Raw genomic sequence first — 24,995 nt, 5'->3', positions numbered from 1 at the left:
TGGTGTTCGTGCCGCCGAAGTTCGCCCGGGCGGCGGTGGTCGAGGCGATCGATGCGGGTATCGGGTTGGCGGTGGTGATCACCGAGGGGATCCCGGTGCACGATACGGCGGCGTTTTGGGCGCATGCGTGTGCGGCGGGCAATCGTACGCGCATCATCGGGCCCAACTGCCCGGGGCTGATCAGTCCGGGGGCCTCCAATGCGGGGATCATTCCGGCCGACATCACGCGGCCGGGGCGGATCGGGCTGGTGTCGAAGTCGGGCACGCTGACGTATCAGATGATGTATGAGTTGCGGGATATCGGGTTCTCCACGGCGGTGGGCATCGGTGGGGATCCGGTGATCGGTACGACGCATATCGATGTGCTGGCGGCGTTCGAGGCCGATCCCGACACCGATGCGATCGTGATGATCGGTGAGATCGGCGGGGATGCCGAGGAGCGGGCGGCGGATTACATCCGCGAGCACGTGTCCAAGCCGGTGGTGGGTTATGTGGCCGGGTTCACCGCGCCCGAGGGCAAGACGATGGGTCATGCGGGGGCGATCGTGTCGGGGTCGGCGGGTACGGCCGCGGCGAAGAAGGAGGCGTTGGAGGCGGTCGGCGTCAAGGTCGGCAAGACCCCCACCGAGACCGCCGAGATCGCCCGGTCGCTCTGTTAACAATCGCCTCCCGCACCGATTCCGTGAAGAGTCGACGAAGCGCGCGCCCCCGCCCGTGGCCGCGCACCGCGACTTCGGGGGACCGTTGGAAGCGCCCGAGCGCCGGCGGCGCAGCACGAGCCGCCGGCGCCGGGCACTTGTCGAGCAGCACAGCAACCACCAGGGGAGCCCGATGACCCTCATGCTCAAGCCCGGGACCGAATGGACCACCCTGTACCGGCGCTGCCGAGAGATCGCCCCCGAGGCGTTCGCAGCCGACCGGGTGCACAACTACTGGGGCGGCCGCTGGCGCCCCGACGGCGAACCGCGCATGGCCGTCTCGCCCGTCGACGGCACCGAGATCGCGGGCCCGCCCATGATGGGCGCCGACACCGCCGAGGCCGCCGTGCAGGCGGCCGCCGATGCGCACCGCACCTGGCGGGTCACCCCGCTGCAGGAGCGCCGCGCGCGGGTTCGCGCCACCGTCGAGGCATGGGGCGAGCACCGCGACACCCTCGCGCTCGCCCTCGTCTGGGAGATCGGCAAGCCCTGGCGGCTGGCACGCCAGGACGTCGACCGCGCGATCTCCGGCGTCGAGTGGTACCTGGAGCAGATCGAGGAGATGATGGACGGCCGCGCCCCGCTGGAGGGGCCGGTCAGCAACATCGCCAGCTGGAACTACCCGATGAGCGTCCTCGCCCATGCCATGTGCGTGCAGGCGCTCGCGGGCAACGCGGCCATCGCCAAGACGCCCACCGACGGCGGCCTGGTGTGCCTGACCCTGGCCGTGGCCCTGGCCGCCCGCGAGGGCCTGCCCTTCACGCTGGTCAGCGGCGGCGGGCGCGACCTCTCGCCGGTGCTGGTGCGCTCCCCCGGTATCGGCTGCGTGTCCTTCGTCGGCGGCCGCGACACCGGCGGCCAGGTCGCCACCGACCTCGCCGACCTCGGCAAGCGGCACATCCTGGAGCAGGAGGGCCTCAACTGCTGGGGCGTGTGGGAGTACAGCGACTGGGAGACCTTCGCCGGCCAGGTCCGCAAGACCTTCGACTACGCCAAGCAGCGCTGCACCGCCTACCCGCGCTTCATCGTGCAGCGGTCGCTGTTCGACCGGTTCCTGGGCGCCTACCTGCCGGCGGTGGCGTCGGTGCGGTTCGGCCACCCGCTCGCGGTCTCCGCACCCGATGACGAGCTGCCCGAACTGGACTTCGGCCCCCTCATCAACGCGGCCAAGGCCAAGGACCTCACCGCCCAGGTCGGCGAGGCGATCACCGGCGGCGCGGTGCCGCTCTACCGCGGCTCCCTCGACGACGCGCTGCTGCTGCCCGGCCAGAACACCGACGCCTACGTCGCGCCGGTGTCGGTGCTGGAGCCGCCGCGCTCCTCCCCGCTGTTCCACGCCGAGCCGTTCGGGCCCGTGGACTCCATCGTGCTGGTCGACACCGAGGCCGAGCTGCTGGCGGCGATGAACGCCAGCAACGGCGCCCTGGTCTCCACGATCTCCACCGACGACCCCGACCTGGGTGCGCGCCTGGCCTCCCAGGTGCGCGCGTTCAAGGTCGGCATCAACAAGCCGCGCTCGCGCGGCGACCGCGACGAGATGTTCGGCGGTTGGGGGGAGTCCTGGCGCGGCGCCTTCGTGGGCGGCAAGCTGCTGGTCCACGCGGTCAGCCACGGCCCCGCCGGCGAGCGCCTGCCGGGCAACTTCCCCGACTACACGCTGGTTCCCAGCGAGCACGCCTGAGCCAAGGCCCGGGCCCCGATCGGCCGCGCCGGCGCCCAGCGAGGGAGGGCGCCGGCGCGGCGCTGCGCTGCGCCGGTGCGCCGCCGCGTGCCCGGCCCCGCCCGCCTGGGACAATGGCGCCATGACGTCGTTGCACCTCGTCCAAGAACCCGAAGCCGACGCGCTGCTGGCGTCGGAGCCGCTGGCGCTGCTGATCGGCATGCTGCTGGACCAGCAGGTCGCGATGGAGGTGGCCTTCGCCGGGCCCAAGAAGATCTCCGACCGCATGGGCGGGCTGGACGCCCGCACCATCGCCGGAGCCGACCCCGACGAGTTCGCCGAGATCTGCTCCCGGCAGCCGGCCGTGCACCGCTTCCCCGGGTCGATGGCGGGGCGGATCCAGGCGCTGTGCGGCTACCTCGTCGAGCACTACGGCGGCGACGCCCGCGCGCTGTGGACCTCGGGCGGGCCCGACGGCCGCGAGGTCCTCAAGCGGCTCAAGGCCCTGCCGGGCTTCGGCGACCAGAAGGCGCGGATCTTCCTGGCGCTGCTGGGCAAGCAGTTCGGGTTGCAGGCGCCGGGCTGGCGCGAGGCGGCCGGCGCCTACGGCGAGGAGGGCGCGCGCCGCTCGATCGCCGACGTCCTCGACGAGCAGACGCTGGCCGAGGTGCGCGCCTTCAAAAAGAGCGAGAAGGCGGCGAGGAGATCCGGCAAGGCGCAATAGGGGTGCGCCGCCGCGCCCGGCCTGCGCGCAGGCCGGGCGCGGCGGCGCGGGGAATGTCGGGACCGGCCGGCGCAGGGGGCTGGAGCACGCCGGCCGGTCTCGCGCCTACCGGCCCGGTCGGCTGTTTCACCCTGGGGCCGCCATAGGCGTCGCAGACGCCGTCTCCAGGGTGATCCGATGCCGGCCGGCGTAGACGTTCATGGAGGCGCCGCGCAGGAACCCGACCAGGCTCAGCCCCTGCTCGGCCGCCAGCTCGACGGCCAGCGACGAGGGCGCGGAGACCGCGGCCAGCATCGGGATTCCCGCCATCAGCGCCTTCTGCGCGAGCTCGAAGGAGGCCCGGCCCGAAACCATCAGCCCGCTGCCGCGCAGCGGCAGCCGGTCCTCGCGCAGGGCCCAGCCCACGAGCTTGTCGACGGCGTTGTGCCGTCCGACGTCCTCGCGCACCGCGAGCAGCTCCCCCTCCGGGGTGAACAGTCCGGCGGCGTGCAGCCCGCCGGTGCGGTCGAAGACCCGCTGGGCCTCGCGCAGCCGGTCGGGCAGCCGCGCGAGCACGGGTACGCCGAAGGAGGTGTCGTCCTCGGCGACCGACCAGTGGGCGACGGTGGCCACCGCCTCCAGACTGGCCTTGCCGCACACCCCGCAGGAGGAGGTGGTGTAGAAGTTGCGCTCCAGCGACGCCTCGGGCACCGGGACCCCGGGTGCCAGCACGACGTCGAGGACGTTGTAGGTGTTGGAGCCGTCGTCGGTGGCGCCGGCGCAGTAGCGGATGGTCGCTATCTGCTCGGCCGAGGTGATGACGCCCTCGCTCACCAGGAAGCCCGCCGCCAGGTCGAAGTCGTGGCCCGGGGTGCGCATCGTGACGGTGAGCGGTCGGCCGTCCATCCGGATCTCCAGCGGCTCCTCGGCCACCAGCGTGTCGGCGCGCTCGCTGGCGGCGCCGTCCCGGATGCGCAGGATCCGCTCGCGGACCGTGACCCGTCCCATGGCCTTGCCCCCTTCCTGGAAAGCCCTGCGGCTGCCTGTACCCGGCGCGCCGCCCGTCTATCCCATCCGCGCACTCCTCGCCGGATGCGGGCGGCGGCGCCGCCGGGCCGGCGCGGCCCCCGCGGGGGCCGCGCCCGCCTCAGTCGCGCCGCCTCTGCTGTACGTGCTGGAAGCCGAACCGCCCCTTGATGCACAGGTTGCCGTGCGTCACGGGGTTGTCGTGCGGCGAGGTGACCTTGACGATCTCGTTGTCCTGGACGTGCAGGGTGACGTTGCAGCCGACCCCGCAGTAGGTGCAGATTGTGGTGGTCTGGCTCTGGCGCTCCTCGTCCCAGGTGCCCTCGTTGCGCATCTCGTACTCGGTGCGGAACGACAGCGCCCCGGTCGGGCAGACCTCGATGCAGTTGCCGCAGTAGACGCAGGCGGAGTCGGGCAGCGCCACGTCGTGCTCGGTGGAGACCCGGGCGTCGAACCCGCGCCCGGCGATCCCGATGGCGAAGGTGTTCTGCCACTGCTCGCCGCAGGCGTCCACGCACTTGTAGCACATGATGCACTTGCCGTAGTCGCGCACGTAGAGGTCGTTGTCGACCTTGGTGGGCTGCTCGACGGTCGCGGCGACGGTGCCGTCGCCCACCTCGTGCTCGCCGGCGTGGCGGGCGTCGCGCTCGCCCAGCGGCGCGGGCTCGGCGCGCGGGCCGAACCGCTCGGGGCGGGCGTCGTAGCGCTCGTTCCACTCGGGGACGCCGGGCGTGGTGGACAGGTCCACCGAGGAGCCCAGCAGTTCCAGCACCATCTTGCGGCTGTGGCGGACCCGCTCGGAGTCGGTCGCCACCGACATCGACTCCTCGACCTTGCGCGAGCAGGCCGGCACGAGCGTGCGCGCGCCCTCGACCTCGACCACGCACACCCGGCAGGCGTTGCGCGGGGTGAGGGTGTCGCCGTAGCACAGGGTGGGTACGTCGGTGCCGACGGCCTCGCAGGCGTCCAGGATGGTCGCGCCCTCGGGCACGCGCACTTCCTGGCCGTCGACGGTCACCTCGACCAGGCGGCGGGGCGCCCCAATAGCAACCGGTGTGCTCACCGGACCTCCTTCACGGGTTGTTCCTCCTGCGGGCCGAACACACCGAGCCGGTCGATCGCCGACTCCACCGCGTTCCAGGCGGTCTGGCCCAGGCCGCAGATCGATGCGTCGCGCATCGCCTCGCCCACCTCGCGCAGCAGCGCGATGTCGGTGCGGCGCGGCCCCGCTCCCTGCGAGAGCCGCACCAGCGCCTCCTCCTGGCGGACGGTGCCCACCCGGCAGGGCACGCACTGGCCGCAGGACTCGTCGCGGAAGAAGGCCGCGATGCGCACGAGGATCGCGGCCAGGTCGACGGTGTCGTCGAGCACCAGCACGACGCCCGAGCCCAGGGTGGCCCCCGCGTCGCGGGCGCCCTCGAAGGTCAGCGGGATGTCGAGCTCGTCGCCGCGCACGAAGCCGCCGGCGGCGCCGCCGAGCAGCACGGCGCGCGGCACGCGGGGCGCACCGTCGGGGCCCGTGCCCGTCCCGCCGCACATCTCGATCAGCTCGCGCAGGCTGGCGCCGAAGGGGACCTCGTAGACGCCGGGGCGCTGCACCGATCCCGACACGCAGAACAGCTTGGGCCCGGTGGAGCGGCCGGTGCCGATGGCGGCATAGGCGGGTCCGCCCATCTGCATGATCGGCAGCACGTTGACCAGGGTCTCGACGTTGTTGATGGCCGTGGGCTTGCCGAAGACCCCGCGCTCGACGGGGAAGGGCGGCTTGCTGCGGGGCTCGCCGCGCAGCCCTTCGATCGAGTTGAAGATCGCCGTCTCCTCGCCGCAGATGTAGGCGCCGGCGCCGCGCCGGATCTCGATGTCGAAGTCGAAGCCCGAGCCCAGGATGTCGCGTCCCAGCAGGTTGCGCGCGTGCGCCAGCTCGATCGCGTTCTCCAGCAGCGACAGGGCCCGCGGGTACTCCCCGCGGATGTAGATGTAGCCCTTGGCGGCGTTGTTGGCGTAGCCGGCGATGGTCAGCGACTCGATCACCGAGAACGGGTCGCCCTCCATGATGACCCGGTCCTTGAAGGTGCCCGGTTCGCTCTCGTCGGCGTTGCAGATGACGTAGCGGGGGGTCTCGGGGCGCTTGGCCGTGCCGTCCCACTTGCGCCCGGTGGGGAAGGCGGCGCCGCCGCGGCCCACCAGACCGGAGTCGGTGACCTCGCGGATGACGGCGCTTTGGCCCATGCGCAGCGCTTCGCGCAGCGCCAGGTAGCCGCCGTTGGCGCGGTAGTCGTCCAGGCTGGCGGGGTCGACCACGCCGATGCGGCGCAGCAGGAGCAGGTCGGGGTCGCCGGCCTGGGGGACGGCGGCGCTCGCCGGCGGCTCGGGCGCCGGGCCCGGCAGCGTCTCGGGGGAGAAGGTCCGGCGCCGGGGCCGCCCGCCGTTGAGCGCGGGGCCGTGGCCGTTGGGCGATCCCGCGCCGGCGGACTCCTGCGCCGGGACCTCGCCCGGAGCGGGGACGATCTCGTCGGCGGCGGCCGGTGCGGCGACGCTGTAGCGCGGCGGATCGCCTGCCTCGAACGACACCGCCGCCGGGGCGCGCTCGCACAGCCCCAGGCACGGGCTCTCGTGCCAGGTGAACTCACCGCCCTCGGCACCCGCCGGGCCGGCGCGCTCGGTCAGCTGCGCGCACAGCTGCTGCGACCCCTTGGCGGCGCACGCGATGTCGGTGCAGACGTGCACCACCCGGCGCGGGCGCTCGTTGAGCGAGAACATGGCGTAGAAGGTCGCGACGCCGTAGGCCTCGGCCGGCGGGATCGTCAGCCGGCGGCAGATGTAGTCCAGCGCTGCAGGGCTTATCCACCCGACGCGGTCGTTGACCGCGTGCAGGGCCGGCAGCAGCAGGTCGCGCCTGCCGCGGGCGGTGTGGCCGCCCTCGGCGAAGCGCAGATCGGAGGCCTGGCGCGTGCCGCCGTCCCACCCCGACTCCGGTGGGCCCAGGACGGTGTCCACGGCCTCGCGCTCGGAGTCCTCCGGCACTGCATCCAGGAAGTGCAGGTCCACGTCCCCGGTCACCTCGAATCATGTAAGCCAGGTCACAGACTTTGTATACGGGCTACAGTATGCTTTATTCCACCCCTGGGCAACCCCTGGTCGCACCCGTTTCCGCAGCGCCTGCGCACGTGCGATCGGGTGCGTGCCGAGGGTGACCGCCGTCGTGATCCGGCCCGGCGGCGTCCGTCCGGGCGCCGTTCGCCCGGACGGACGCCGCCCTCGCGGTACGCGCCGAGCCGGCACGTCGTGCCCCCGGGCACGGGTGGCGAACAGTGCACCCGGGGGCTGCGGCCGGGACCGGGGCCCCGGCCGCGGACCGCTGCCTACGGCGATGCCGGAAGCGGGGTCTTGTCGGCCGCCCCGGCGGGTGCGGCTCCCTCGGAGACCTTCTCGATGCGCACGGCCGCCGCCTTGTACTCGGCCGTGCCCGCCACCGGGTCGGTGGCGTCGATGGTCAGCAGCTGGGTGTCGACCTGGTCGGGGAAGTGGAAGGTCATGAACACCAGCCCCGGGCGCATCTGCGTGGAGACCGAGGCGGGCACCAGCACCGACCCCCGGCGCGAGGAGACCCGCACCGTCTCGCCGTCGGCGATCCCCAGCCGCTCGGCGTCCTCGGGCGAGATGTCCAGCAGTTCGCCCCGCCGCAGGGGCGAGGAGAAGCCGCTGGTCTGCACGCCGGTGTTGTAGTCGTCCAGCCGGCGGCCCGTGGTCAGGCGGAAGGGGTAGTCGTCGTCGAGCAGGTCGACCGGCGGGGAGTGGCCCACGATGCCGAACGGGGCGGGCTCGCCCCGCTTCTGGGGATCGGCCGACCACAGCCGGGAGTGCAGGTAGCTGGGCTCCAGGCTGTCCTCGGAGAAGCACGGCCACTGGATGCCGTGCAGCTCCTCCAGCCGCTGGTAGCTCATGCCCCGGTGGATGGGGGAGAGGCTGCGCAGCTCGTCCCAGACCTCCTCGGCGCTGGGCCGCTGCCAGGCGTGCCCGAGGCGCTGGGCGAGGTCGCACATGATCTCGATGTCGTCGCGCGCCCCCGGAGGCGGGTCCAGTGCCTTGCGTACCAGCTGCACGCGGCGCTCGCTGTTGGTGAAGGTGCCGTCGGACTCGCACCAGGAGGCGCTGGCCGGCAGCACCACGTCGGCCAGTTCGGCGGTCTTGGTCAGGAAGATGTCCTGCACCACCAGGTGGTCCAGCTGCTGGAGGCGGCGGGTGGTGGTGAAGGTCTCGGGCTCGGACTGCACCGGGTTCTCGCCGATGATGTAGAGGGTCTTGAGCTCGCCCTCGTCCATCGCCTCGAACATCTGGGTCAGCGTCTTGCCCTTGCGGGGCTGGATGGAGGTGTTCCAGGTCGCCTCGAAGCGCGAGCGGACCTCCTGGTCGAGGATGTCCTGGAACCCGGCCAGCCGGTCGGGGATGGCGCCCATGTCGCCGCCCCCCTGCACGTTGTTCTGGCCGCGCAGCGGCTGCAGGCCGGAGCCGTAGCGGCCCACGTGCCCGGTGAGCAGGGAGAGGTTGATCAGCGCCTTGACGTTGTCGGTGGCGTTGTGGTGCTCGGTGATGCCCAGCGTCCAGCACAGCTGGGCGCGCTCGGCGGTGGCGTAGGCGTGCGCCAGTTCGCGGATGGCCTCGGCGGGAACGCCCGTCTCGGCCTCGGCCGCGGCGAGCGTCCAGGGCTCGACCAGCTCGCGGTACTCCTCGAAGCCGGTGGTGCCGCGCTGGATGAAGGTGTCGTTGGCCAGTCCGGCGTGGATGATCTCGCGCCCGATGGCGTGGGCGAGCGGGATGTCGGTGCCGACGTTGAGGCCGAGCCAGCGGTCGGCCCACTGGGCCGAGGAGGTCCGGCGGGGGTCGACCACGAACAGCCGCGCCCCGTTGTGCACGCCCTTGAGCACGTGCTGGAAGAAGATCGGGTGGGCGAAGCGCGGGTTGCCTCCCCACACGATGATCAGGTCGGTGTCCTCGACCTCGGAATAGGAGGAGGTCCCTCCGCCGGAGCCGAAGGCGGCGGCGAGACCGGCCACGCTGGGGGCGTGGCAGGTGCGGTTGCAGGAGTCGACGTTGTTGGTGCCCATCACGACGCGGGTGAACTTCTGGGCGACGAAGTTCATCTCGTTGGTGGCCCGTGCGCACGAGAGCATGCCGAACGCGTTGGGGCCGTACCGCTCGACGCCGGCGCGGAAGCCGGCGGCGGCGCGGTCGAGCGCCTCCTCCCAGGAGGCCGGGCGCAGCTCGCCGTCCTCGCGCACAAGCGGGCGGGTCAGGCGTTCATAGCTGCCGGGCTGTATATCGTCCGATCGCATCTTCTCAGGCCTCGCTTGGTCTCGTGGCCACTGTGGTAAATCGCAGGGTACAAATATTGTCTACAGTATGCGACGCCGGTCCGGCGGGCAAGTGTCCGCAGGCGGCGCGGCGGCAGGGGGCGCGCCGCCCGGGCGGTGGGAGCGGGTCTCGCTCAGGCCGCGGGGGCGGGGGCGGAGGCGGCGGTCGCGGCGGCCATGCGCTCGGCCACGCTGCCGTCGACCAGCCGGGCGTTGAGCAGCCGGGCCACCGCGTCGACGGTGCGCAGGGTGGGCACCTCGGCGCCGACCAGGTCGGCGAGTTCGATGACGGCGGTGAGGATGACGTCGAGCTCCATGGGCCGCCCGCGCTCGACGTCGTGCAGGGTGGAGGTGCGGTGGTCGCCGGCGCGCTCGGCGCCGGCCAGGCGGCGCTCGATGGAGATCGTGGGGTGGATCCCCAGGCGCCCGGCCACCTCCAGGGTCTCGCTCATCATCGACCGCGCCAGCTCGCGGGCCGAGCTGTCGCGGCAGATCTGGGCCATGGTGGAGCGGGTCAGCGCGCTGAGGGGGTTGAAGGTGATGTTGCCCATCAGCTTGACCCAGATGTCCTCGCGCAGCTCCGGTTCGACGGGGCACTTCAGGCCGCCGGCGATCATCGCCTCGCTGAAGGCGGTGCATCGGGGGGAGATGCTGCCGTCGGGCTCGCCGATGGAGAAGCGGGTGCCCTCCAGGTGGCGGATCACGCCGGGGCCCTCGATCTCGGTGGCGGCGTAGACGACGCAGCCGATGGCGCGCTCGACCGGGATCGCCCGGCTGACCGACCCGCCCGGATCGACGGTGCTGATCCGGCGCTCGGCCAGCGGCCCGGGCACGCCGTGGAAGTACCACCAGGGAATGCCGTTCTGGGCGGCGACGACCGCGGTGTTGGGGCCCATCAGGGGGCGCAGCATCGGTGCGCAGCCGGCGTAGTGCTGGGCCTTGAGTCCCAGGAAGACGAAGTCGACGGGTCCGATCTCGCGGGGGTCGTTGGTCGCGTGGGGCCGGGCGGTGAAGTCCCCCCGGTCGCTGAGGACGCGCACCCCGTTGGCACGCAGCGCCTCCAGGTGGGGGCCGCGGGCGATCAGGTGGACGTCGGCCCCTCCGCGGTGCAGGGCCGCTCCGGCATAGGCGCCGATCGCGCCGGCGCCGAGGATGGCGATTCTCATACTGTGCTCCGTTCTCTCGCCCGAACGATTTTGTATACAGTATGCTGACAGGGCGCACAGGGCGAGGGGTCGTCAGCGGAAAAGGAACGTGTGAATGCAGGCGAACAGCAAGTTCAGGCGTTCTTCTCCGCCGCCGAACCCTCGCTCGCAGGGGGCGGGCACGGCTGTGACGGCCACTGCACCGCCAGGTGCGCACTGCGCGATCGCGGGTCGGCGAGCCGCCCGCGGGCCCGCGATCGCCGCCCCGGCCGCCCCGACTGCGGGAGCGCGATGGATTTCGTAGACTGTCTACAGTCATCACTCGGGAACATCGTGCGACGGGCAGGAGCGGCGCAATGACCACACAGCCGTTGAAGGCCGCGCTGAGTGGGCGGGTGCAACGCCCTGTCCCACTGCGCGAGACGGTCTACGAAACCATCCTCAACCTGATCATCACCCGGGAGTTCCCTCCCGGCCGGCACCTGGTCGAAAGCGAGCTCGCCGAGCAGCTCGGCGTCTCCCGCCAGCCGGTGCGCGAGGCGCTGCAGCGGCTGAGCAACGAGGGCTGGGTCGACCTGCGCCCCGGCTACGGCGCGTTCGTCCACACGCCCACGGAGAGCGAGGCCGACCAGCTCTTGGCGGTGCGCGCCGTCCTGGAGACCGAGGCGGCCCGGCTGGCCGCCCTCACCGCCCTCCCCGAGCAGGTCGAGCACCTGCGCGAACTGTGGCGCGCCGGTGTGGCCGCGGTCGACGACGTCGACGTCGACTCGGTGGTCACCGCCAACGCCGCCTTCCACCGCGGGGTCATCGAGGCCTCGGGCAACCGCGTCCTGGCCGAGCTGGCCGAGCAGGTCGACCGCAGAGTGCGGTGGTACTACGCGCCGATCGCCCGATCCCGGGGCATGGCCTCCTGGCACGAGCACGCCGAGATCATCGAGGCCATCGCCGCCGGCTCCGCCGGCGAGGCGGCCCGGCTCATGAACGACCACACCGAGCGCACCCGCCTGACCTACCACGACCGGGTGGACTCCTAGACCGCGTTCGCGCGGGGGGCGGCCTGCGGCGTGCCGCCCGCCCGCGCGAACGCGCCCCTGCCCGGGGACCCGCGGCCGACTAGACGTGGTCGCGCGGGATCACCGTGTTCCAGGTGCGCGCGGTCACCCGGTCGCCGTTCTCATAGGCGTCCAGGGTCGCGTTGACGTAGAACACCTCCGGGGTGGCCGTCAGCTCGGAGGTGGTGACCGTCTCCACGTCCCAGCCGTCGCGCCTGAAGCGCATGCGCCACTCGGTCGTGCCCCTGGGCGAGGAGAAGTCGTCGCCGCGGACCGTGTAGACCTCTTCGGCGCGCCTGCTGACCTCCAGGCCGATGTCCTCGAAGCGCACCGTGCCCAGATCCTTGACCACCCGCAGCGACGACTCGTAGTCGACCAGGTCGCGCTCGACCTTCCACTGCTGCTCGCCGGGCTCCACCTGCGTGGTCTCCAGCGGGGGCGTGCCCTCGGCCTCGCCGAAGGGCTGCGGCGCCACCTCGTCGGAGCTGTCGGTGGGGCGCACCGGAAGCACCACCGTGCTGTTGCCCTCCAGCAGCACCGTCAGCAGCACCGGCTGCGGCGGCGGCCAGGCAAGCGGCCAGTAGGAGGTCGACACCGACACCCGCAGCCGGTGGCCGGGCGGGAACGCCTGGGCGACGCCGTTCATCGGCACGGACACGCGGTAGCGCTTGCCGGGCACCAGGTCCTCGGCGTCGGAGTGGTCGGCGCTGTGGGTCAGGTTCAGCAGACCGTAGGTCACGCGGGTGGCCCGGCCGTCGGGAGCGACGTCGGACAGGCGCACGGACACCATCGCCACCGGCCGGTCGACGGTGAACTCCAGGTTGACCTCCGGAGCGCCGAGGATCTCCAGCCGCTCCGACAGCACCTCGCTGTCGAAGACCAGCGACCCGCCGTCGTCCTCGCGCTGGTCGTAGGGCAGGTCCGGCGGCGCGTTGTAGGAGCACCACTTCCCGGCGTACTGGCCGACGGTCAGCGGCGACTCCACCGAGAGGTTGTCGGATCCCACGTCGGTGCCGGGCTCGGCGATGCGGTCCCGCATCAGCGGGTGGGTCTGGCGGCGGATGCGCGGGGAGGGCCAGCGCGGCTCGCCCACCCAGCGGCCGGGCCGCTCTTCGTAGGAGGTGGAGGGCGGCACGCTCTCCTGCATCCACGTCCGCACCATGGGCTCGTCCATCACGTCGTTGTCGACGCCCTTGAGCCAGCGGTCCCACCAGCGCACGCACTGCTGCAAAAACCCGATGGCCGGGCCGGGCACGCCCAGGTGCGGATACTTGTGCGACCACGGGCCCACCAGCCCCAGCCGCGGCACGTCCAGCCCCTCCATCAGCCGGAACACCGCGTTGGAGTAGCCGTCGGCCCATCCGCTGACGGCCATCACCGGCACCTCGATGGCCGAGAGGTCCTCGCAGACCGAACCGTGCCGCCAGTAGTCGTCGCGCAGCTGGTGGCGCAGCCAGGTGTCCAGCCAGAGCCCGCTGCGGTCGATCCGCTGCTGCCACATCTCGCGCCAGCGCTCGCCGACCATCGCAGGGTCGGGCGGGCAGGCGGTGTAGGCGAACATCGTGGAGGCCCAGGAGAGGTTGTCGCCCAGCAGGCACCCGCCCATGTAATGCACGTCGTCGGCGTAGCGGTCGTCGGTCGAGCACAGCGTCACGATCGCGCCCAGGCTCTCGGGGCGGCGCGCGGCGACCTGCAGCGCGTTGAACCCGCCCCAGGAGATGCCCATCATCCCCGTCCTGCCCGAGCACCAGGGCTGGGCGGCCAGCCACGCCAGCACCTCCTCGGCGTCGCACAGCTCCTGTTCCAGGTACTCGTCCTGCAGCACCCCCTCGGAGTCGCCGCTGCCGCGCAGGTCCACCCGGGCGCAGGCGTAGCCGTGGCCGGCCAGGTAGGGGTGGATGGTCGAGTCGCGCTGGGCGGTGAGGTCGCGCTGCCGGTAGGGGATGAACTCCAGGATCGCCGGCACCGGCTCCTCCCCCGAGTCGGGCCGCCAGATCCGCGCGGCCAGCCGGGTGCCGTCCGACAGGGGGATCTCCACCCCCTGCTCCTCGATGATCTTGTGGGGCAGTGCCGTGACGTGGTGCATGCGGCTCTCCCTTCCTCGGTCACTCCTGGCTTGCGGCCTCGACGTCCTCGACATCGAACGGGAGGCGGGCCAGGCACAGCTCGTAGGAGCGCTGGAGGCCCTCGGCGTCGGCCGCTCCGGTGTAGATCACCGCCATGGCGTAGCTGTAGCTGTCCTGGTCGGGCAGCTCCGAGAGCCGGGTCCCCGGCTCGACCAGGATCTCCGCCGACGTCCCGGGGATGTCGCGCGCCATGCCGGCGACGTCGTCCTCGCCGGGGGCGATGCGCACCACGCCGTCGGCGAAGCGGCGCAGGAACCACTTGGCCGCCATGGGGTACTCGCCGCCGCCCTGATCGATCTCGGGCTCGCGGCCCAGCGCGAGGTCGACCCGGTAGGAGTGGTTGGGCCGGCCGTCGACCAGGGAGGTGAGGTAGGCGTGGGACTGGGAGTGGCGGGGGTTGACCTCCAGCAGCCGGATCTCGTCGGTGTCGGGATCCCAGAAGTACTCGATGTTGAAGGTGGTGTCGTCCAGGCCCATCCGCGTGACGACGCGGGAGGAGACGTCGCGGACCCGGTCCTGGACGTGGCCGGGGAGCTCGGAGGGGTACTGGTAGCGCAGGAAGCTGGAGGTGTCGGGGTAGTTCAGCGAGTCGATCACCCCGTAGGCGTGCGGGCGCCCCTTGTACACGTAGCCCTCGACCGTCAGCTGGCGGCCGGAGGCCTCCTCCTCGGCCAGGCAGGCGGTTCCCCCGGCACGGGCCACGGCCTCGGGCAGCTCGACCTGGTCCAGGACCCACTCGAAGGGCCCGCCGAGCTCGCCGGCGCCGTCCCGGATGCGCGCCAGGGCGTCGCGGAAGCCCTCCTCGTCCTCCACCCGGAAGGCCAGCTCGGAGGAGAAGCCCTTTACCGGCTTGAGCCACATCGGGTAGCGCATGTGGTCGGGCGGGCGCTCGGCGTCGAAGGGGATCTCGGCGAATCCGGGCAGCTCGTCGATGACCTCGGCCTGCTCCAGCCGGCTCCAGTACTTGTGCTCGCACTTGACGACCGACTCCAGCGACGGCGCAGGCAGCCCCCGCTCCGCGCACAGGATCGGCACCACGGTGCTCACGGGGAAGTCCCAGTAGCCGAGGATGCCGTGCACGGGGCCGTCGAAGGCGTCCAGTTCGGCGCGGGCCTCGTCGAGCAGGGCCGACAGGTCGTCGTTCTCGTGCACGTAGCTGTGCACCCGGTCGATGGTCAGCAGCGGATGGAACACCACGCCGGGAATCTCTGCGAGGGCCGCACGGTTGTGCTCGTCCATCCCGAGCACGAAAACGTTCTCGCTCATCTCTGACACCCCTTTCGATCCCTCGCCGAGGCGACTACCCGCCGGGGGCGCCGATGCACGTCGTGACCGGGTGATCCCGACCTCCCCGCCGCCTGCCCGGGCGTGCGGAGGCGGGAACCCCCGCACGCCCGGCACACCGGGCCGGTCCAGCCCCGCCGCGGCGCCGCCCGCCCCGGGCGGGGGAGGCCTCCCGGCGCCCCCGTGCGCCCCGGACGGCGGCCCGCCGAACGCGTCCTAAGCTGGGCCCATGGCGCACCGACACCCCAGCAAGCTCACCGCCGAGCACGTCGTCCATCCCGGTGCCCGGCGCCTGCTCAAGGCCGAGCTGGCCAACTGCGCCGAATGCCGCGCCCACGGCGACGCCGATGCGCTGGCCGACCCCGAGATCCTGGAGTCGCTGCTGCACGGCTTCGTGCTCAAGCGCGCCGAGCAGTGGCGCAACCGCCACTCCCGCTATCCGGTCAACCTCTACGACCTGGCTCCGCCCGACGAACTGCGCTTCCTGCACATCCCCACGCGCGAGGTGGTGCGGCTGTGCGTCGTCGAGGGGCGCGCGGGCGACCGGGTCGAGACCGCCGGGGCGCTGATGGAGGTCGGCAACCTCACCGGCGAGGACCGCGCCCGGGTGCTGGGCGACATCATCGACGGCATCCTGGAGGACGAGGGCTGAGCGCCGCGCCCGCTCCGCCGCGGTTGCGGTCGCATCACGATTCACCGCACCGGTGAGCGCCCTCCGCGCGGCGCGGCCCTGCGCGACGCGCACCTGCAGGCCGCGGCGGTGGCCGGAACCGGACACGCGGCCCCGGATGCGGGGGCGATCCCGCCCTCCGGCGGACGGGGCCGGGCGCCGCACGCCGTATGCTGCCCTGGCGGGCGCCGCGGCCTCGAACGCTCCGAACGCCTATCGGTACGTCGCCGCAGGCGGCCGTCCCCCGCGCCCGCTCGGGCAGGCTCCAGCGAACCGATGGAACCGCGGCGGGCGTGTGCGCATCCAACGTGCGCGCAAATACCGAAAAGTTCAGCGATACACCCGGTGGCGCGGCGAGCGCGCCCGGGCATTCCGGGGAGGAGTCACATGAGTTACGGTCCGTCAGGGGGTCAGCCGCCCTACGGCAGCGGCGGCTACGGCCCGCCGCCCCCGCCGCCCGGCCCGCCTGGCGGCGGCTACGGCGCTCCGCCGCCCCCGCCCGGAGGCCCCGGCATGGAACCGCCGGCCAACAAGGGCAGCGCCATCGGTGCGCTCATCGCCAACGTGATCGGCATGTGCTTCACCTGCGGCGGCACCCTGGTCGGCCTGGTCCTGGCGATCATCGGCCTGACCATGGCCGAGAGCAACCCCAAGGCCGCGCGCATCTGCACGCTGATCGCCTGGATCTACTTCGGCGTGGCCCTGGTCGTGGGGATCATCTGGTGGGTGATCTACGGCGTGGCGATGTTCTCGGCCTCGACCACCGACTACTCCACGTACTAGCGGCCGGGCCGCCCGATGGGGGCCGCCGCCGCGATCCCGCTCAGCGCCCCGACCCGGTGCATCCGCGACCGGGCCGGGGCGTTCGCGTGCGCGGCGCGGTCATGCCTCCAGTGCCGCCTGGACGATCGCGCGCAGCTGCTCGACGATGTCGGCGCGGTCGCGCTCGAACTCGGGGGTGGCCAGCTCCTGCGGGTCGGCCGAGCCGATCTCCAGCACCGGGGTGAGGACGTGGCCGGCGGGGATGTCGCGCTCGGCGGCGTCGCGCAGCAGCGCGTTGCGGTAGGCGACCTCGTTGGGCACGCCGTCGCCGCCCGCCGGACCCGCCCCCGCGCCGGGCTCGGCGCCCCCGTGCACCGGGAAGCGCCCGGCACCGCGCTCGGCGACGGCGCGGCGCGGCAGCGAGGAGGCGGTCCGCTCCGGCAGCGGCCCGGCCGCGGGCGCACCGGGCGGCGCGGGGACGGGCCCGGGCGCGCTCACGCCCTCGTTGTCGGGCGCGCGGCCGCGCAGGGCGCCGTTGTAGGCGGGCAGTTCGAAACCGCCGCCGCGCCCCTGGCTCACGGTGATCACCGCATCGGCGGCCACTGTTCCCGCCACGGGGAAGTAGTGCGGAGAGAGCGCCTGCTCCACCATTCCGGCGGCCAGGTCCCGCCAGCGCGCGGGGAACACCGCGGTGCGCACGGCGGCCCGGCGGCCCCGCGCCTGAAGCACCGAGCCGTGCAGGGTCAGCGCCGCGGCGCCCGAGGGGTCGGAGCGGCGCACGTCCTCGTCCAGCCCGCAGGGGTCGAACCCGGTCACGATGACCCGCAGCAGCTTGTCGTCGGGCGGGAACACCAGGTCGTCGTGGCCGCGGGAGGCCCGCTCCAGCCGTTCGGCCAGCGCGGCGCGCCGGTCGGCGTCCAGGGGGAAGCCGGGGCTCCACTCCCGCAGCCGGGCGCTGAGGGTCAGCCGCGCCCAGTAGAGGAAGCGGTCGTCGGCGACGCCCTCGCTTTGGCGCACCGCCTCGGTCCACAGCCGCCGGCCGTGCGCCGCCACGACCGCCTCGGCCTCCTCCGGGTCCCGCGCGGCGGCGAGGTCGGCCGCGAACAAGGGGGCCGCCGCCGCGAAGCCGGAGCGGCGCAGGATCGCCTGCGGTGCGGCGAAGGCGGTGCGGGATTCCTCGACGGTCATGGCGGTGGCCCTCATGTGCGTTGCGGCGTGCGGCCCCCGGCCGGGCGGGGCAACGCCGCGCCTCCTTCCAGGTATAGCGCGACTCGCCGGTCTTCGTGCGATGCGGTCACCTCAGGCGCGCCCTGCGGCACCGGCGGGTGCGCGCACCCGCCGAAGCGGCGGCCGGGCGCGGGTTCCGGCGCACAGCCTGCCACAGGCGGCGCCGGCTCCGGCGCGCAGGCCCCGCGCCCCCGGGGATCCCGGCGCGCGGCGGCACGCGGTTAGTCCGGCGCGGCGCAGGGAAAAAGTTCCGTGCCCGCAACCGCCTCTCAACGGAGAGAGAAGGCCATGGCAGCCCTTCCCGCAACCGAGCGCCTGCGCGACCGCGCCACCGCGGCGCTGGGGCGCTGCGGCGCCGCGAGCCCCGACGGGGCCGCCGGCGCCGGTCTCACCGCCCGCACCCCCATCACCGGCGAGGCCCTGTTCCGGCTCGCCCCCGCCGGCGCCGCCGACGCCGGGCAGGCCGTCTCGGCCGCCGAGTCGGTCTTCCGCGGCTCCTGGCGCGACACCCCGGCCCCCGAGCGCGGCCACCTCGTACGCCGGCTGGGCGAGCTGCTGCGCGAGCACAAGCAGGACCTGGCCGAGCTGGTCACCATCGAAGCCGGCAAGATCGGCTCCGAGGCCGCCGGCGAGGTCCAGGAGATGATCGACATCTGCGACTTCGCCGTGGGCCTGTCGCGCCAGCTCTACGGCCGCACCATGGCCTCGGAGCGGCCCGGCCACCGGCTGATGGAGACCTGGCACCCGCTGGGCGTCGTCGGCGTCGTCACCGCCTTCAACTTCCCCGTGGCGGTGTGGTCCTGGAACACCGCGGTCGCGCTGGTGTGCGGGGACACCGTGGTGTGGAAGCCCTCCGAGCAGAGCCCGCTGACCGCGCTGGCCTGCCACGGCCTGCTGATGCGCGCCGCGGCCGACGTGGGCGCCCCCGAGGGGGTCCACCGGCTGGTGCTGGGCGGGCGCGAGGCCGGCGAGGCACTGGCCGACGACCCCCGGGTGGCGCTGCTCAGCGCCACCGGATCGGTGCGCATGGGGCGCGAGGTCGCCCCCCGCGTGGCCGCGCGCCTCGGGCGCTGCCTGCTGGAGCTGGGCGGCAACAACGCCGCGATCGTCGCGCCCTCGGCCGACGCCGACCTGGCCCTGCAGGGCGTCGTCTTCGGCGCCGCCGGCACCGCGGGGCAGCGCTGCACCACCCAGCGCCGCCTCATCGTGCACGAGGACATCGCCGAGGACTTCACCGAGCGCGTCGTCGAGGCCTACGGCAAGCTCCAGGCGCGCGTCGGCGACCCCTTCGCCGAGGACACCCTGGTGGGCCCGCTGATCGGCGAGGGCGCCCACCGGTCGATGGGCGAGGCCCTGCAGTCCGCCGCCGACGACGGCGGCCGGCTGCTCACCGGCGGAGCGCGCCGCCTTCAGGCCGAGGCCCCGGCCGCCTACTACGTCGACCCCGCTGTGGTCGCCATGCCGCGCCAGAGCGCCATCGTGCGCCAGGAGACATTCGCGCCGATCCTCTACGTGCTGACCTACCGCACCTTCGAGGAGGCGCTGGAACTGCACAACGGGGTGCCCCAGGGCCTCTCCGGCTCGGTGTTCACCCGCGACCAGCGCGAGGCCGAGCGGTTCCTGTCCGCGGCCGGCGCCGATTGCGGCATCGCCAACGTCAACATCGGCACCTCCGGCGCCGAGATCGGCGGCGCCTTCGGCGGCGAGAAGGCCACCGGCGGCGGCCGCGAGTCCGGATCCGACGCCTGGCGCGCCTACATGCGCCGCGCCACCAACACCGTCAACTACTCCACCGAACTCCCGCTGGCCCAGGGGGTGAGCTTCCTGTGAGCGCCCGGGCGCGGTGAGGCGGCCGACGCGGCAGGAGGTCCGGGTGCCGCGCCGACCGGGTCTCGCCGGCGGTGCCGCGGGTGGCGCGGCCCGCCTGTGGCAATCCGCATCCCGTCCACCGGGGTGGAAGGCCGGCGGCCCCGTGTCCCGGCGGCGGGCTGGTGGCCCGCTACCCGGAACGGGCCTGGGACAACACCCGCGATCCGCACCGCCGAGAACCGGGCCGCGGCGGGCGCGGGACGTTCGCGGGCGGGTGCGCCCGCCCGCGAACCGCCGCCGCTCAGTGCTCGCCGACCCGTTCCCGGCGCAGGCGCGCCTGCAGCCCGGCGGCGGTGTGCACGACCGCCCGGCACCGGGCGAACTCCACCGGGGTGAAGGCGACGCGCCGGCGCAGTACCAGCACACCGCCCTCGGGTGCCGGCAGGCACATCACCGTCCGCCGCAGGTCCTCCTCCTCCAGATCCCGCGGGGGAGCGGAGCGGTGTTCGACATCGCCGGTGCCCGCGACCGCCGCCAGCACCGCCGCCAGGTCCGCGTCCCCGCCGACGAGCCCCGCCACCAGCGACAGGGTCCGCGCGGCCGTGTCGGTGAGGTCGCGGACGTCGGCGGGCTCGACCACGGGCCGGCGCCCGCCCGCGCGGGCCGCCGCATCCCGCAGCACGTCGGCGCCCACGCCGGCCGGTGCGGCCACATAGAGGTCGTCGACCGCCTCGTCGCCGGCGGGGTGGATCTGCAGCAGCCGGATGTCCACGCCCCGCTGCGCCATCTGCGCGGTGAGGGCGGCGAGGCCGCCGGGGACGTCGTCGACGGCCACCCGCACCCGCCACAGCCGGTCCGAGGCCTCCGCCCCGGCCGCGTGCGGCGCGCGGCGCAGGGTCCCCGCCGCACCCGCCCCCACCGGCCGGGCGGCGCGGTGGGCGCGCCACCGGTGCAGCATGGAGATCCCCAGCAGCGCCGCTCCCGTCGCCACCAGCAGCACGCCGCCGTGGTCGCTGTGGCCCAGCGACAGCACCAGCAGGTGCGCGGCGCCCGCCGCCAGCAGCAGGCCGCCCACCTCCACCATCTCCTGGCCGAGGAAGCCCCGCGGGGCGGGCCCGCCCTGTGCGGTCTCGGCCCTGCTTCGCGTATGCGTGTCCGATCGCGTCCGGCTCATGCCCACCACCGTGCCCGCCGCGCGTTTCACCGGATCGACCACCGGTGACGGCCCGGTAACGCTGAGGTGTGGCGCCGGTCACCCGCGGCCGTGCCGGGCGGGCCTGCACGACCGCCGCGAACACGCCGCCGCGGCGGCTGACGCGGGAAGTGCCCGGATTCGGGCAGTCTGGAACCGTGACATCTGGAGGATTCGGCCCGGACCGCGGCGCAGGAGAGCGCCTGCCGGAACTGGGCCCAACCGCGCGCAGGCCCGTGGATCTGCTGGTGGCGGCGGCCGGAGTGCTGGTCATCGCCGCCGTACTGGTGGTCGTCCGACTCACCACCGACGGCCAGCAGTCCCCCTACCCGGCCGAACTGCGCACCCTGCTGCCCCCCTCGATGCTGGCGCTGATCGCCGGCATCGCCAACCTGACGGTCATCGTGCTGATCGGCGCCACCGCGGTGGAGCGGCTGCTGCGGCGCGAGTTCCGCCAGATCGTGCGCGCGCTCGCGGCGGGCGCCTTCGGCTACGGGCTGACCGGCGCGGCCAACGCCACCGTGCAGGCGCTCACCCCCTCGGGCCTGCCCGAGGTGCTGATGGCGCCGGAGTCCCAGAGCCTGTTCACCTCCCCGCTGCACGCCTACATCGCCGCCGGAATCGCCTACCTGCGCGCGCTGCCGCTGGGCCACCTGCCCCGCGTGCGCGCGGCGATGTGGGGCGGCATCGCCCTGACCTCCGCCGCGGTGCTGCTGGCGGGCGTCACCACGGCCCTGTCGCTGGTGCTGACCGTGCTGGCCGGATGGACCTGCGCATCGGTGGCCGCCTACGCCGTGGGCCTGTCGCGGCCGGTTCCGGCCACGGGGCGCCTGGTCCGGGAACTGCGCCGCTTCGGCTGGGAGCCGCTGGGCCTGACCCCCCTGGGCGGCGACGCCGAGGGCAACCAGCGCTTCGCCGTCGACACCGTCGACCGGCGCCTGGACGTGGTGCTGTTCCGCTCCGAGGACAACAGCGGCGTGTGGAAGCGGCTGCTGGGCGCGGTGATGCTGCGCGGTCCCGCGGCGCCCCCGGTCCTGCTGGGTACCCAGCGCCGGCTCGAACACGCCGCGCTGATGGACTTCGCCGCGCGCGCCGCCGGAGCCGCCGGCCCGCGCGTGCTGGCCGTCGGCGAGCTGGGCCTGGGCACCGTGGCGCTGGTCACCGAGCACGTCCCGGTGCGCCCGCTGGACGCGTTCGACACCGCCGAGCTCACCGACGACGCCCTCGACGAAATCTTCGCCGAACTGGCCCTGCTGCACCGCAACCGCATCACCCACGGCAACCTCAACGGCTCCACCGTGGGCCGCCGCCTCAACGGGCGGGTGGTCTTCACCGGGCTGGCCCACGGGACCGTCGCGGCCTCGCCGATCAAGGCGTCGCTGGACGTGGCCGCCCTGATGACCCTCCTGGCGCTGCGGGTGGGGGAGCAGCGCGCGGTGGAGTCGGCGATCCGGGTGCTGGGGCGCGACACCGCCGCCGGGGCGCTGCCGTTCCTGCAGACGGCGGGCATGCCCTTCGCGCTGCGCAGCAGGCTGCGCAGCCGCCGCGAGACGCTGAAGGCCATCCGCGCCCAGATCACCGGAGCGGTGCCCGAGGCGCCGGCCCGCCCGGCGCGGCTGGAGCGGATGCGCCCGCGCACCGTGGTCAGCGTGGTCGCCGCCACCGCCGTCGGGCTGATCCTGGCCTACCAGCTCGCCGACGTCGACTTCAGCACCATCTCCCAGGCCGACCTGGGCTGGGCGGCTGCCGCCTTCGCCGCCTCGGTGGTGTGCATGGTCGCCGGGGCCATGGCGCTGATGGGCTTCGTGCCCATCCGGCTGAGCCTGTGGACGACGATCCTGGTGCAATACGCCGGCTCCTTCGTGCGCATCGCCGCGCCCGCGGGGCTGGGGACGCTCGCCGTCAACTCCCGCTACGTGACCCGGATGGGCGCCTCGGCCGGACTGGCGATCTCGGCGGTGGGGCTGTCCCAGGCGGTGGCGCTGATCCTGCAGATCCCCCTGCTGCTGGTGTGCGCCTACCTCACCGGCACCTCCTACATCGCCGACTTCTCGCCGTCGGTCACGGTCATCGCCGTCACCGCGGGCCTGTCGCTGGCCGTGGCGCTCGTACTGCTGGTCCCCGGCCTGCGCCGCGTGGTCCTGGAGCGGGTGCGCCCCTACTTCCAGGGCACGCTGCCCCAGCTGCTGGACCTGCTCCAGCACCCGCGCCGGCTGGCGATGGGCGTGGGCGGGACCCTTCTGCAGACCGCGGCGTTCGTGCTGTGCCTGGGGTTCTCGGTCGCCGCGTTCGGCGGGCGCGCCGACATCGCGGCGCTGGCCGTGGTCTTCCTCGCGGGCAACGCGATCGGGTCGGCCGCGCCCACCCCCGGCGGACTGGGCGCGGTCGAGGCCGCGCTGCTGGGCGGGCTGACCACCGTCGCCGGGGTGCCGGCGGCCGTCGGCCTGCCCGCGGTGCTGCTGTTTCGGATCCTGACCTTCTGGTTCCCGGTGCTGCCCGGATGGGGCGCCTTCCACCTGCTGCAGCGCTGGAAGGCGATCTGAACCCGCCGCGGCGCCGCGGGCGCGTCGGCGGTCGGTGGAATCATGGGTGCACGGCGCGCGCCCCGCACCGGGCCCGGCGGGGGCCGGCCCGCGGGCGCGCGCGAGAGGACCGACGGGAGCGGGGAAGCGGGCAATGGCCGGGAACAGGCTCGCCGAAGAGGCGTGGGAGGAGCTCGCCCGCGCCCAGATCGCGCTGATGCGCAGGTTCCAGGACGACTTCCGCGACTGGGGCATCACGATGCGCGAGTACGACGTGCTCTTCACCCTGTCCCGCTGCCCGAAGGGGTCGCGCATGCGCGACCTCAGCGAGCACGTGCTGCTCACCCAGCCCAGCATCAGCCGCCTCGTCGAGCGCATGGCCGAAAGCGGACTGGTCACCCGCGAAGGCGATCCGTGCGACCGGCGCGGCACCGTCGTCGGCCTCACCGATCACGGCCGCGAGGTGCTGCAGCGTGTCGGACGGGCCCACGCGGCGGCCATCGAGCGCTACGTGGGCACGGCGCTGTCGGGAGAGGAGCTGTGCACTCTGCGCGACATCGCCCGCAAGCTGCGCCGCGCGCAGTCGGCCGAGTGAGGCCGGGTCGGTTGCGTGCAATCCGGTTGTGCTAAATTGACCTCTGTCGAGGAGGGACCCCCAGCGATGACCGACACGGCAGCCGCGCCCGAGACCGATCCGCTCGCCCTGGACCGCCAGCTGTGCTTCGCCGTCTATGCCGCATCGCGTGCGATGACCGGCCTCTACCGCGAGCTGCTCGGCGAACTCGGCCTCACCTACCCCCAGTACCTGGCCATGCTGGTGCTGTGGGAGCACGGCGAGGTCACCGTCAAGGAGCTGGGCACCCGGCTGCGGCTCGACTCGGGCACCCTGTCGCCGCTGCTGCGCCGGCTGGAAGCGGGCGGCCTGGTGCGCCGCAGCCGCACCGGCGGCGACGAGCGCGTCGTGCGCATCACCCTCACCGGCACCGGGGCGGCGCTGCGCGAGCAGGCCGCCGGCATTCCCGCCCGGGTCCTGGACGCCACCGGAGTCTCCGCGGCCCAGGCCGCGCAACTGCGCCGGACCCTGGAGCGGATCACCGACTCCGCCACCGCCGCCGCCGACGACCTCCGCAGCCGGCGGTGAGCGGCCGGCGGCGCGCGGCGGGGACAGCGACCGCGGCCACGTGCGCCGCGGACGAAACGCCATCCGAAAGGAAGACAGCGCGATGAAGGTCATGTACACCGCCGAAGCCGAGGTCACCGGCGAGGGCCGCAAGGGCACGGGCCGCACCTCCGACGACCGCCTCAACGTCGACCTGTCCGTGCCCAAGGGCCTGGGCGGCGACGACGGGCCGGGCACCAACCCCGAGCAGCTGTTCGCCGTGGGCTACGCCGCCTGCTTCCACGGTGCCCTCAAGAAGGTCGCCCGCGAATCCCAGGACTCCGTCGACGGCTCCACGATCGACTCCAAGGTCAGCCTGGGCACCGACGACGACGGCCTGACGCTGGCCGTCGAGCTGGAGGTCACCATCCCGGGCAAGACCCAGGAGGAGGCGCAGCGGCTGGTCGAGGCGGCCCACCAGGTGTGCCCCTACTCGCGTGCCACCCGCGGCAACATCGAGGTCACCCTCACCACGAAGAACGGCTGAGGCGCCGGTGCGCGCCCGCCCGGACGCGGGCGGGCGCGCACCCGCTCGACGGGCGGTCCGATGCGCACCGTGGTCGAACCGCCGCCTACCGCCGCCACGGGCCGCTTCGTTACGCTGGCGGC

At 73.7% G+C, this 24,995-nt stretch carries 20 protein-coding genes; 11 read left to right on the top strand and 9 right to left on the bottom strand.

The window, feature by feature from the left end; genetic code table 11:
- The 3 genes from sucD to FZ103_RS05920 all read left to right on the top strand — a co-directional run.
- Positions 1 to 659: succinate--CoA ligase subunit alpha (gene sucD, locus FZ103_RS05930; RefSeq protein WP_155999400.1), on the top strand; the 659-nt coding region annotated here is incomplete at its 5' end.
- Between the two features lie 172 nt (positions 660 to 831).
- The gene (locus FZ103_RS05925; protein WP_155999399.1) at positions 832 to 2,379 is read left to right on the top strand and encodes an aldehyde dehydrogenase family protein; all 1,548 of its coding nucleotides are present in this window, start codon (positions 832 to 834) and stop codon (positions 2,377 to 2,379) included.
- A gap of 121 nt (positions 2,380 to 2,500) precedes the next feature.
- The gene (locus FZ103_RS05920; protein WP_155999398.1) at positions 2,501 to 3,082 is read left to right on the top strand and encodes an HhH-GPD-type base excision DNA repair protein; all 582 of its coding nucleotides are present in this window, start codon (positions 2,501 to 2,503) and stop codon (positions 3,080 to 3,082) included.
- A gap of 126 nt (positions 3,083 to 3,208) precedes the next feature.
- Here the strand turns inward: FZ103_RS05920 and fdhD are convergent, their stop codons facing one another.
- The 5 genes from fdhD to FZ103_RS05895 all read right to left on the bottom strand — a co-directional run bounded on the left by fdhD (position 3,209) and on the right by FZ103_RS05895 (position 10,604).
- On the bottom strand, positions 3,209 to 4,069 hold the full coding sequence (gene fdhD / locus FZ103_RS05915; protein WP_155999397.1) for a formate dehydrogenase accessory sulfurtransferase FdhD: 861 nt from the start codon (positions 4,067 to 4,069) through the stop codon (positions 3,209 to 3,211).
- Positions 4,070 to 4,208: 139 nt separating this feature from the next.
- Positions 4,209 to 5,150, bottom strand: coding sequence for a 2Fe-2S iron-sulfur cluster-binding protein (locus tag FZ103_RS05910; protein WP_186355867.1), 942 nt, complete (start codon positions 5,148 to 5,150; stop codon positions 4,209 to 4,211).
- Positions 5,147 to 7,135: an NAD(P)H-dependent oxidoreductase subunit E gene (locus tag FZ103_RS05905; protein ID WP_186355879.1), complete on the bottom strand. Its 1,989-nt coding sequence runs from the start codon at positions 7,133 to 7,135 to the stop codon at positions 5,147 to 5,149. Before FZ103_RS05905 ends, FZ103_RS05910 begins: the two co-directional genes overlap by 4 nt.
- A gap of 314 nt (positions 7,136 to 7,449) precedes the next feature.
- Positions 7,450 to 9,420 (bottom strand): molybdopterin oxidoreductase family protein, encoded by a 1,971-nt coding sequence (locus FZ103_RS05900; RefSeq protein ID WP_155999396.1) that lies wholly within the window; start codon positions 9,418 to 9,420, stop codon positions 7,450 to 7,452.
- Positions 9,421 to 9,572: 152 nt separating this feature from the next.
- Positions 9,573 to 10,604, bottom strand: coding sequence for a 2-dehydropantoate 2-reductase (locus tag FZ103_RS05895; RefSeq protein WP_155999395.1), 1,032 nt, complete (start codon positions 10,602 to 10,604; stop codon positions 9,573 to 9,575).
- A gap of 335 nt (positions 10,605 to 10,939) precedes the next feature.
- Between FZ103_RS05895 and FZ103_RS05890 the strand changes: the two genes are divergently transcribed.
- A complete protein-coding gene (locus tag FZ103_RS05890; protein ID WP_155999394.1) occupies positions 10,940 to 11,617 on the top strand; it encodes a GntR family transcriptional regulator in 678 nt (225 codons plus the stop codon).
- A 79-nt stretch (positions 11,618 to 11,696) separates the two neighbouring features.
- Here the strand turns inward: FZ103_RS05890 and FZ103_RS05885 are convergent, their stop codons facing one another.
- Complete coding sequence (locus FZ103_RS05885; protein WP_155999393.1) at positions 11,697 to 13,721, bottom strand: CocE/NonD family hydrolase; 2,025 nt, start codon at positions 13,719 to 13,721, stop codon at positions 11,697 to 11,699.
- A 19-nt stretch (positions 13,722 to 13,740) separates the two neighbouring features.
- Entirely contained in the window at positions 13,741 to 15,027 is a 1,287-nt protein-coding gene (locus FZ103_RS05880; protein ID WP_155999392.1) for an acetyl-CoA carboxylase biotin carboxylase subunit family protein, read from the bottom strand.
- A 247-nt stretch (positions 15,028 to 15,274) separates the two neighbouring features.
- Here FZ103_RS05880 and FZ103_RS05875 point away from each other — a divergent pair, with 247 nt between their 5' ends.
- Positions 15,275 to 15,697 carry a hypothetical protein gene (locus FZ103_RS05875; RefSeq protein WP_155999391.1) on the top strand — a complete coding sequence of 141 codons (423 nt, stop codon included), beginning with the start codon at positions 15,275 to 15,277 and terminating at the stop codon, positions 15,695 to 15,697.
- Between the two features lie 405 nt (positions 15,698 to 16,102).
- On the top strand, positions 16,103 to 16,498 hold the full coding sequence (locus tag FZ103_RS05870; protein ID WP_255429778.1) for a hypothetical protein: 396 nt from the start codon (positions 16,103 to 16,105) through the stop codon (positions 16,496 to 16,498).
- Positions 16,499 to 16,597: 99 nt separating this feature from the next.
- Here the strand turns inward: FZ103_RS05870 and FZ103_RS05865 are convergent, their stop codons facing one another.
- Entirely contained in the window at positions 16,598 to 17,665 is a 1,068-nt protein-coding gene (locus FZ103_RS05865; protein ID WP_255429777.1) for a pyroglutamyl peptidase, read from the bottom strand.
- Between the two features lie 327 nt (positions 17,666 to 17,992).
- Between FZ103_RS05865 and FZ103_RS05860 the strand changes: the two genes are divergently transcribed.
- Positions 17,993 to 19,534 carry an aldehyde dehydrogenase family protein gene (locus FZ103_RS05860; RefSeq protein ID WP_155999389.1) on the top strand — a complete coding sequence of 514 codons (1,542 nt, stop codon included), beginning with the start codon at positions 17,993 to 17,995 and terminating at the stop codon, positions 19,532 to 19,534.
- A 280-nt stretch (positions 19,535 to 19,814) separates the two neighbouring features.
- Here FZ103_RS05860 and FZ103_RS05855 read toward each other — a convergent pair whose 3' ends face one another.
- Positions 19,815 to 20,687, bottom strand: a complete 873-nt coding sequence (locus FZ103_RS05855; protein WP_255429776.1) for a hypothetical protein — start codon at positions 20,685 to 20,687, stop codon at positions 19,815 to 19,817.
- A gap of 176 nt (positions 20,688 to 20,863) precedes the next feature.
- On the opposite strand from FZ103_RS05855, the gene FZ103_RS05850 reads away from it, so the two are divergent.
- The 4 genes from FZ103_RS05850 to FZ103_RS05835 all read left to right on the top strand — a co-directional run bounded on the left by FZ103_RS05850 (position 20,864) and on the right by FZ103_RS05835 (position 24,873).
- The gene (locus tag FZ103_RS05850) at positions 20,864 to 23,248 is read left to right on the top strand and encodes a lysylphosphatidylglycerol synthase transmembrane domain-containing protein (protein WP_343233402.1); all 2,385 of its coding nucleotides are present in this window, start codon (positions 20,864 to 20,866) and stop codon (positions 23,246 to 23,248) included.
- A gap of 133 nt (positions 23,249 to 23,381) precedes the next feature.
- Positions 23,382 to 23,822, top strand: a complete 441-nt coding sequence (locus FZ103_RS05845) for a MarR family winged helix-turn-helix transcriptional regulator (RefSeq protein WP_155999388.1) — start codon at positions 23,382 to 23,384, stop codon at positions 23,820 to 23,822.
- Positions 23,823 to 23,888: 66 nt separating this feature from the next.
- The gene (locus FZ103_RS05840; protein WP_155999387.1) at positions 23,889 to 24,368 is read left to right on the top strand and encodes a MarR family winged helix-turn-helix transcriptional regulator; all 480 of its coding nucleotides are present in this window, start codon (positions 23,889 to 23,891) and stop codon (positions 24,366 to 24,368) included.
- Positions 24,369 to 24,450: 82 nt separating this feature from the next.
- Entirely contained in the window at positions 24,451 to 24,873 is a 423-nt protein-coding gene (locus FZ103_RS05835) for an organic hydroperoxide resistance protein (protein WP_155999386.1), read from the top strand.
- Positions 24,874 to 24,995 lie beyond the last annotated feature (122 nt).

This window comes from Streptomonospora sp. PA3 (assembly GCF_009728995.1).
GTDB lineage: Bacteria > Actinomycetota > Actinomycetes > Streptosporangiales > Streptosporangiaceae > Streptomonospora.
This window is presented reverse-complemented; position numbering and strand designations above follow the sequence as displayed.

Coding starts and splice junctions, on each gene's coding strand:
- FZ103_RS05925 (WP_155999399.1), top strand. CDS start 832: ATGACCCTCATGCTCAAGCCCGGGACCGAATGGACCACCCTGTACCGG.
- FZ103_RS05920 (WP_155999398.1), top strand. CDS start 2,501: ATGACGTCGTTGCACCTCGTCCAAGAACCCGAAGCCGACGCGCTGCTG.
- fdhD (WP_155999397.1), bottom strand. CDS start 4,069: ATGGGACGGGTCACGGTCCGCGAGCGGATCCTGCGCATCCGGGACGGC.
- FZ103_RS05900 (WP_155999396.1), bottom strand. CDS start 9,420: ATGCGATCGGACGATATACAGCCCGGCAGCTATGAACGCCTGACCCGC.
- FZ103_RS05895 (WP_155999395.1), bottom strand. CDS start 10,604: ATGAGAATCGCCATCCTCGGCGCCGGCGCGATCGGCGCCTATGCCGGA.
- FZ103_RS05890 (WP_155999394.1), top strand. CDS start 10,940: ATGACCACACAGCCGTTGAAGGCCGCGCTGAGTGGGCGGGTGCAACGC.
- FZ103_RS05885 (WP_155999393.1), bottom strand. CDS start 13,721: ATGCACCACGTCACGGCACTGCCCCACAAGATCATCGAGGAGCAGGGG.
- FZ103_RS05880 (WP_155999392.1), bottom strand. CDS start 15,027: ATGAGCGAGAACGTTTTCGTGCTCGGGATGGACGAGCACAACCGTGCG.
- FZ103_RS05875 (WP_155999391.1), top strand. CDS start 15,275: ATGGCGCACCGACACCCCAGCAAGCTCACCGCCGAGCACGTCGTCCAT.
- FZ103_RS05870 (WP_255429778.1), top strand. CDS start 16,103: ATGAGTTACGGTCCGTCAGGGGGTCAGCCGCCCTACGGCAGCGGCGGC.
- FZ103_RS05865 (WP_255429777.1), bottom strand. CDS start 17,665: ATGACCGTCGAGGAATCCCGCACCGCCTTCGCCGCACCGCAGGCGATC.
- FZ103_RS05860 (WP_155999389.1), top strand. CDS start 17,993: ATGGCAGCCCTTCCCGCAACCGAGCGCCTGCGCGACCGCGCCACCGCG.
- FZ103_RS05855 (WP_255429776.1), bottom strand. CDS start 20,687: ATGAGCCGGACGCGATCGGACACGCATACGCGAAGCAGGGCCGAGACC.
- FZ103_RS05845 (WP_155999388.1), top strand. CDS start 23,382: ATGGCCGGGAACAGGCTCGCCGAAGAGGCGTGGGAGGAGCTCGCCCGC.
- FZ103_RS05840 (WP_155999387.1), top strand. CDS start 23,889: ATGACCGACACGGCAGCCGCGCCCGAGACCGATCCGCTCGCCCTGGAC.
- FZ103_RS05835 (WP_155999386.1), top strand. CDS start 24,451: ATGAAGGTCATGTACACCGCCGAAGCCGAGGTCACCGGCGAGGGCCGC.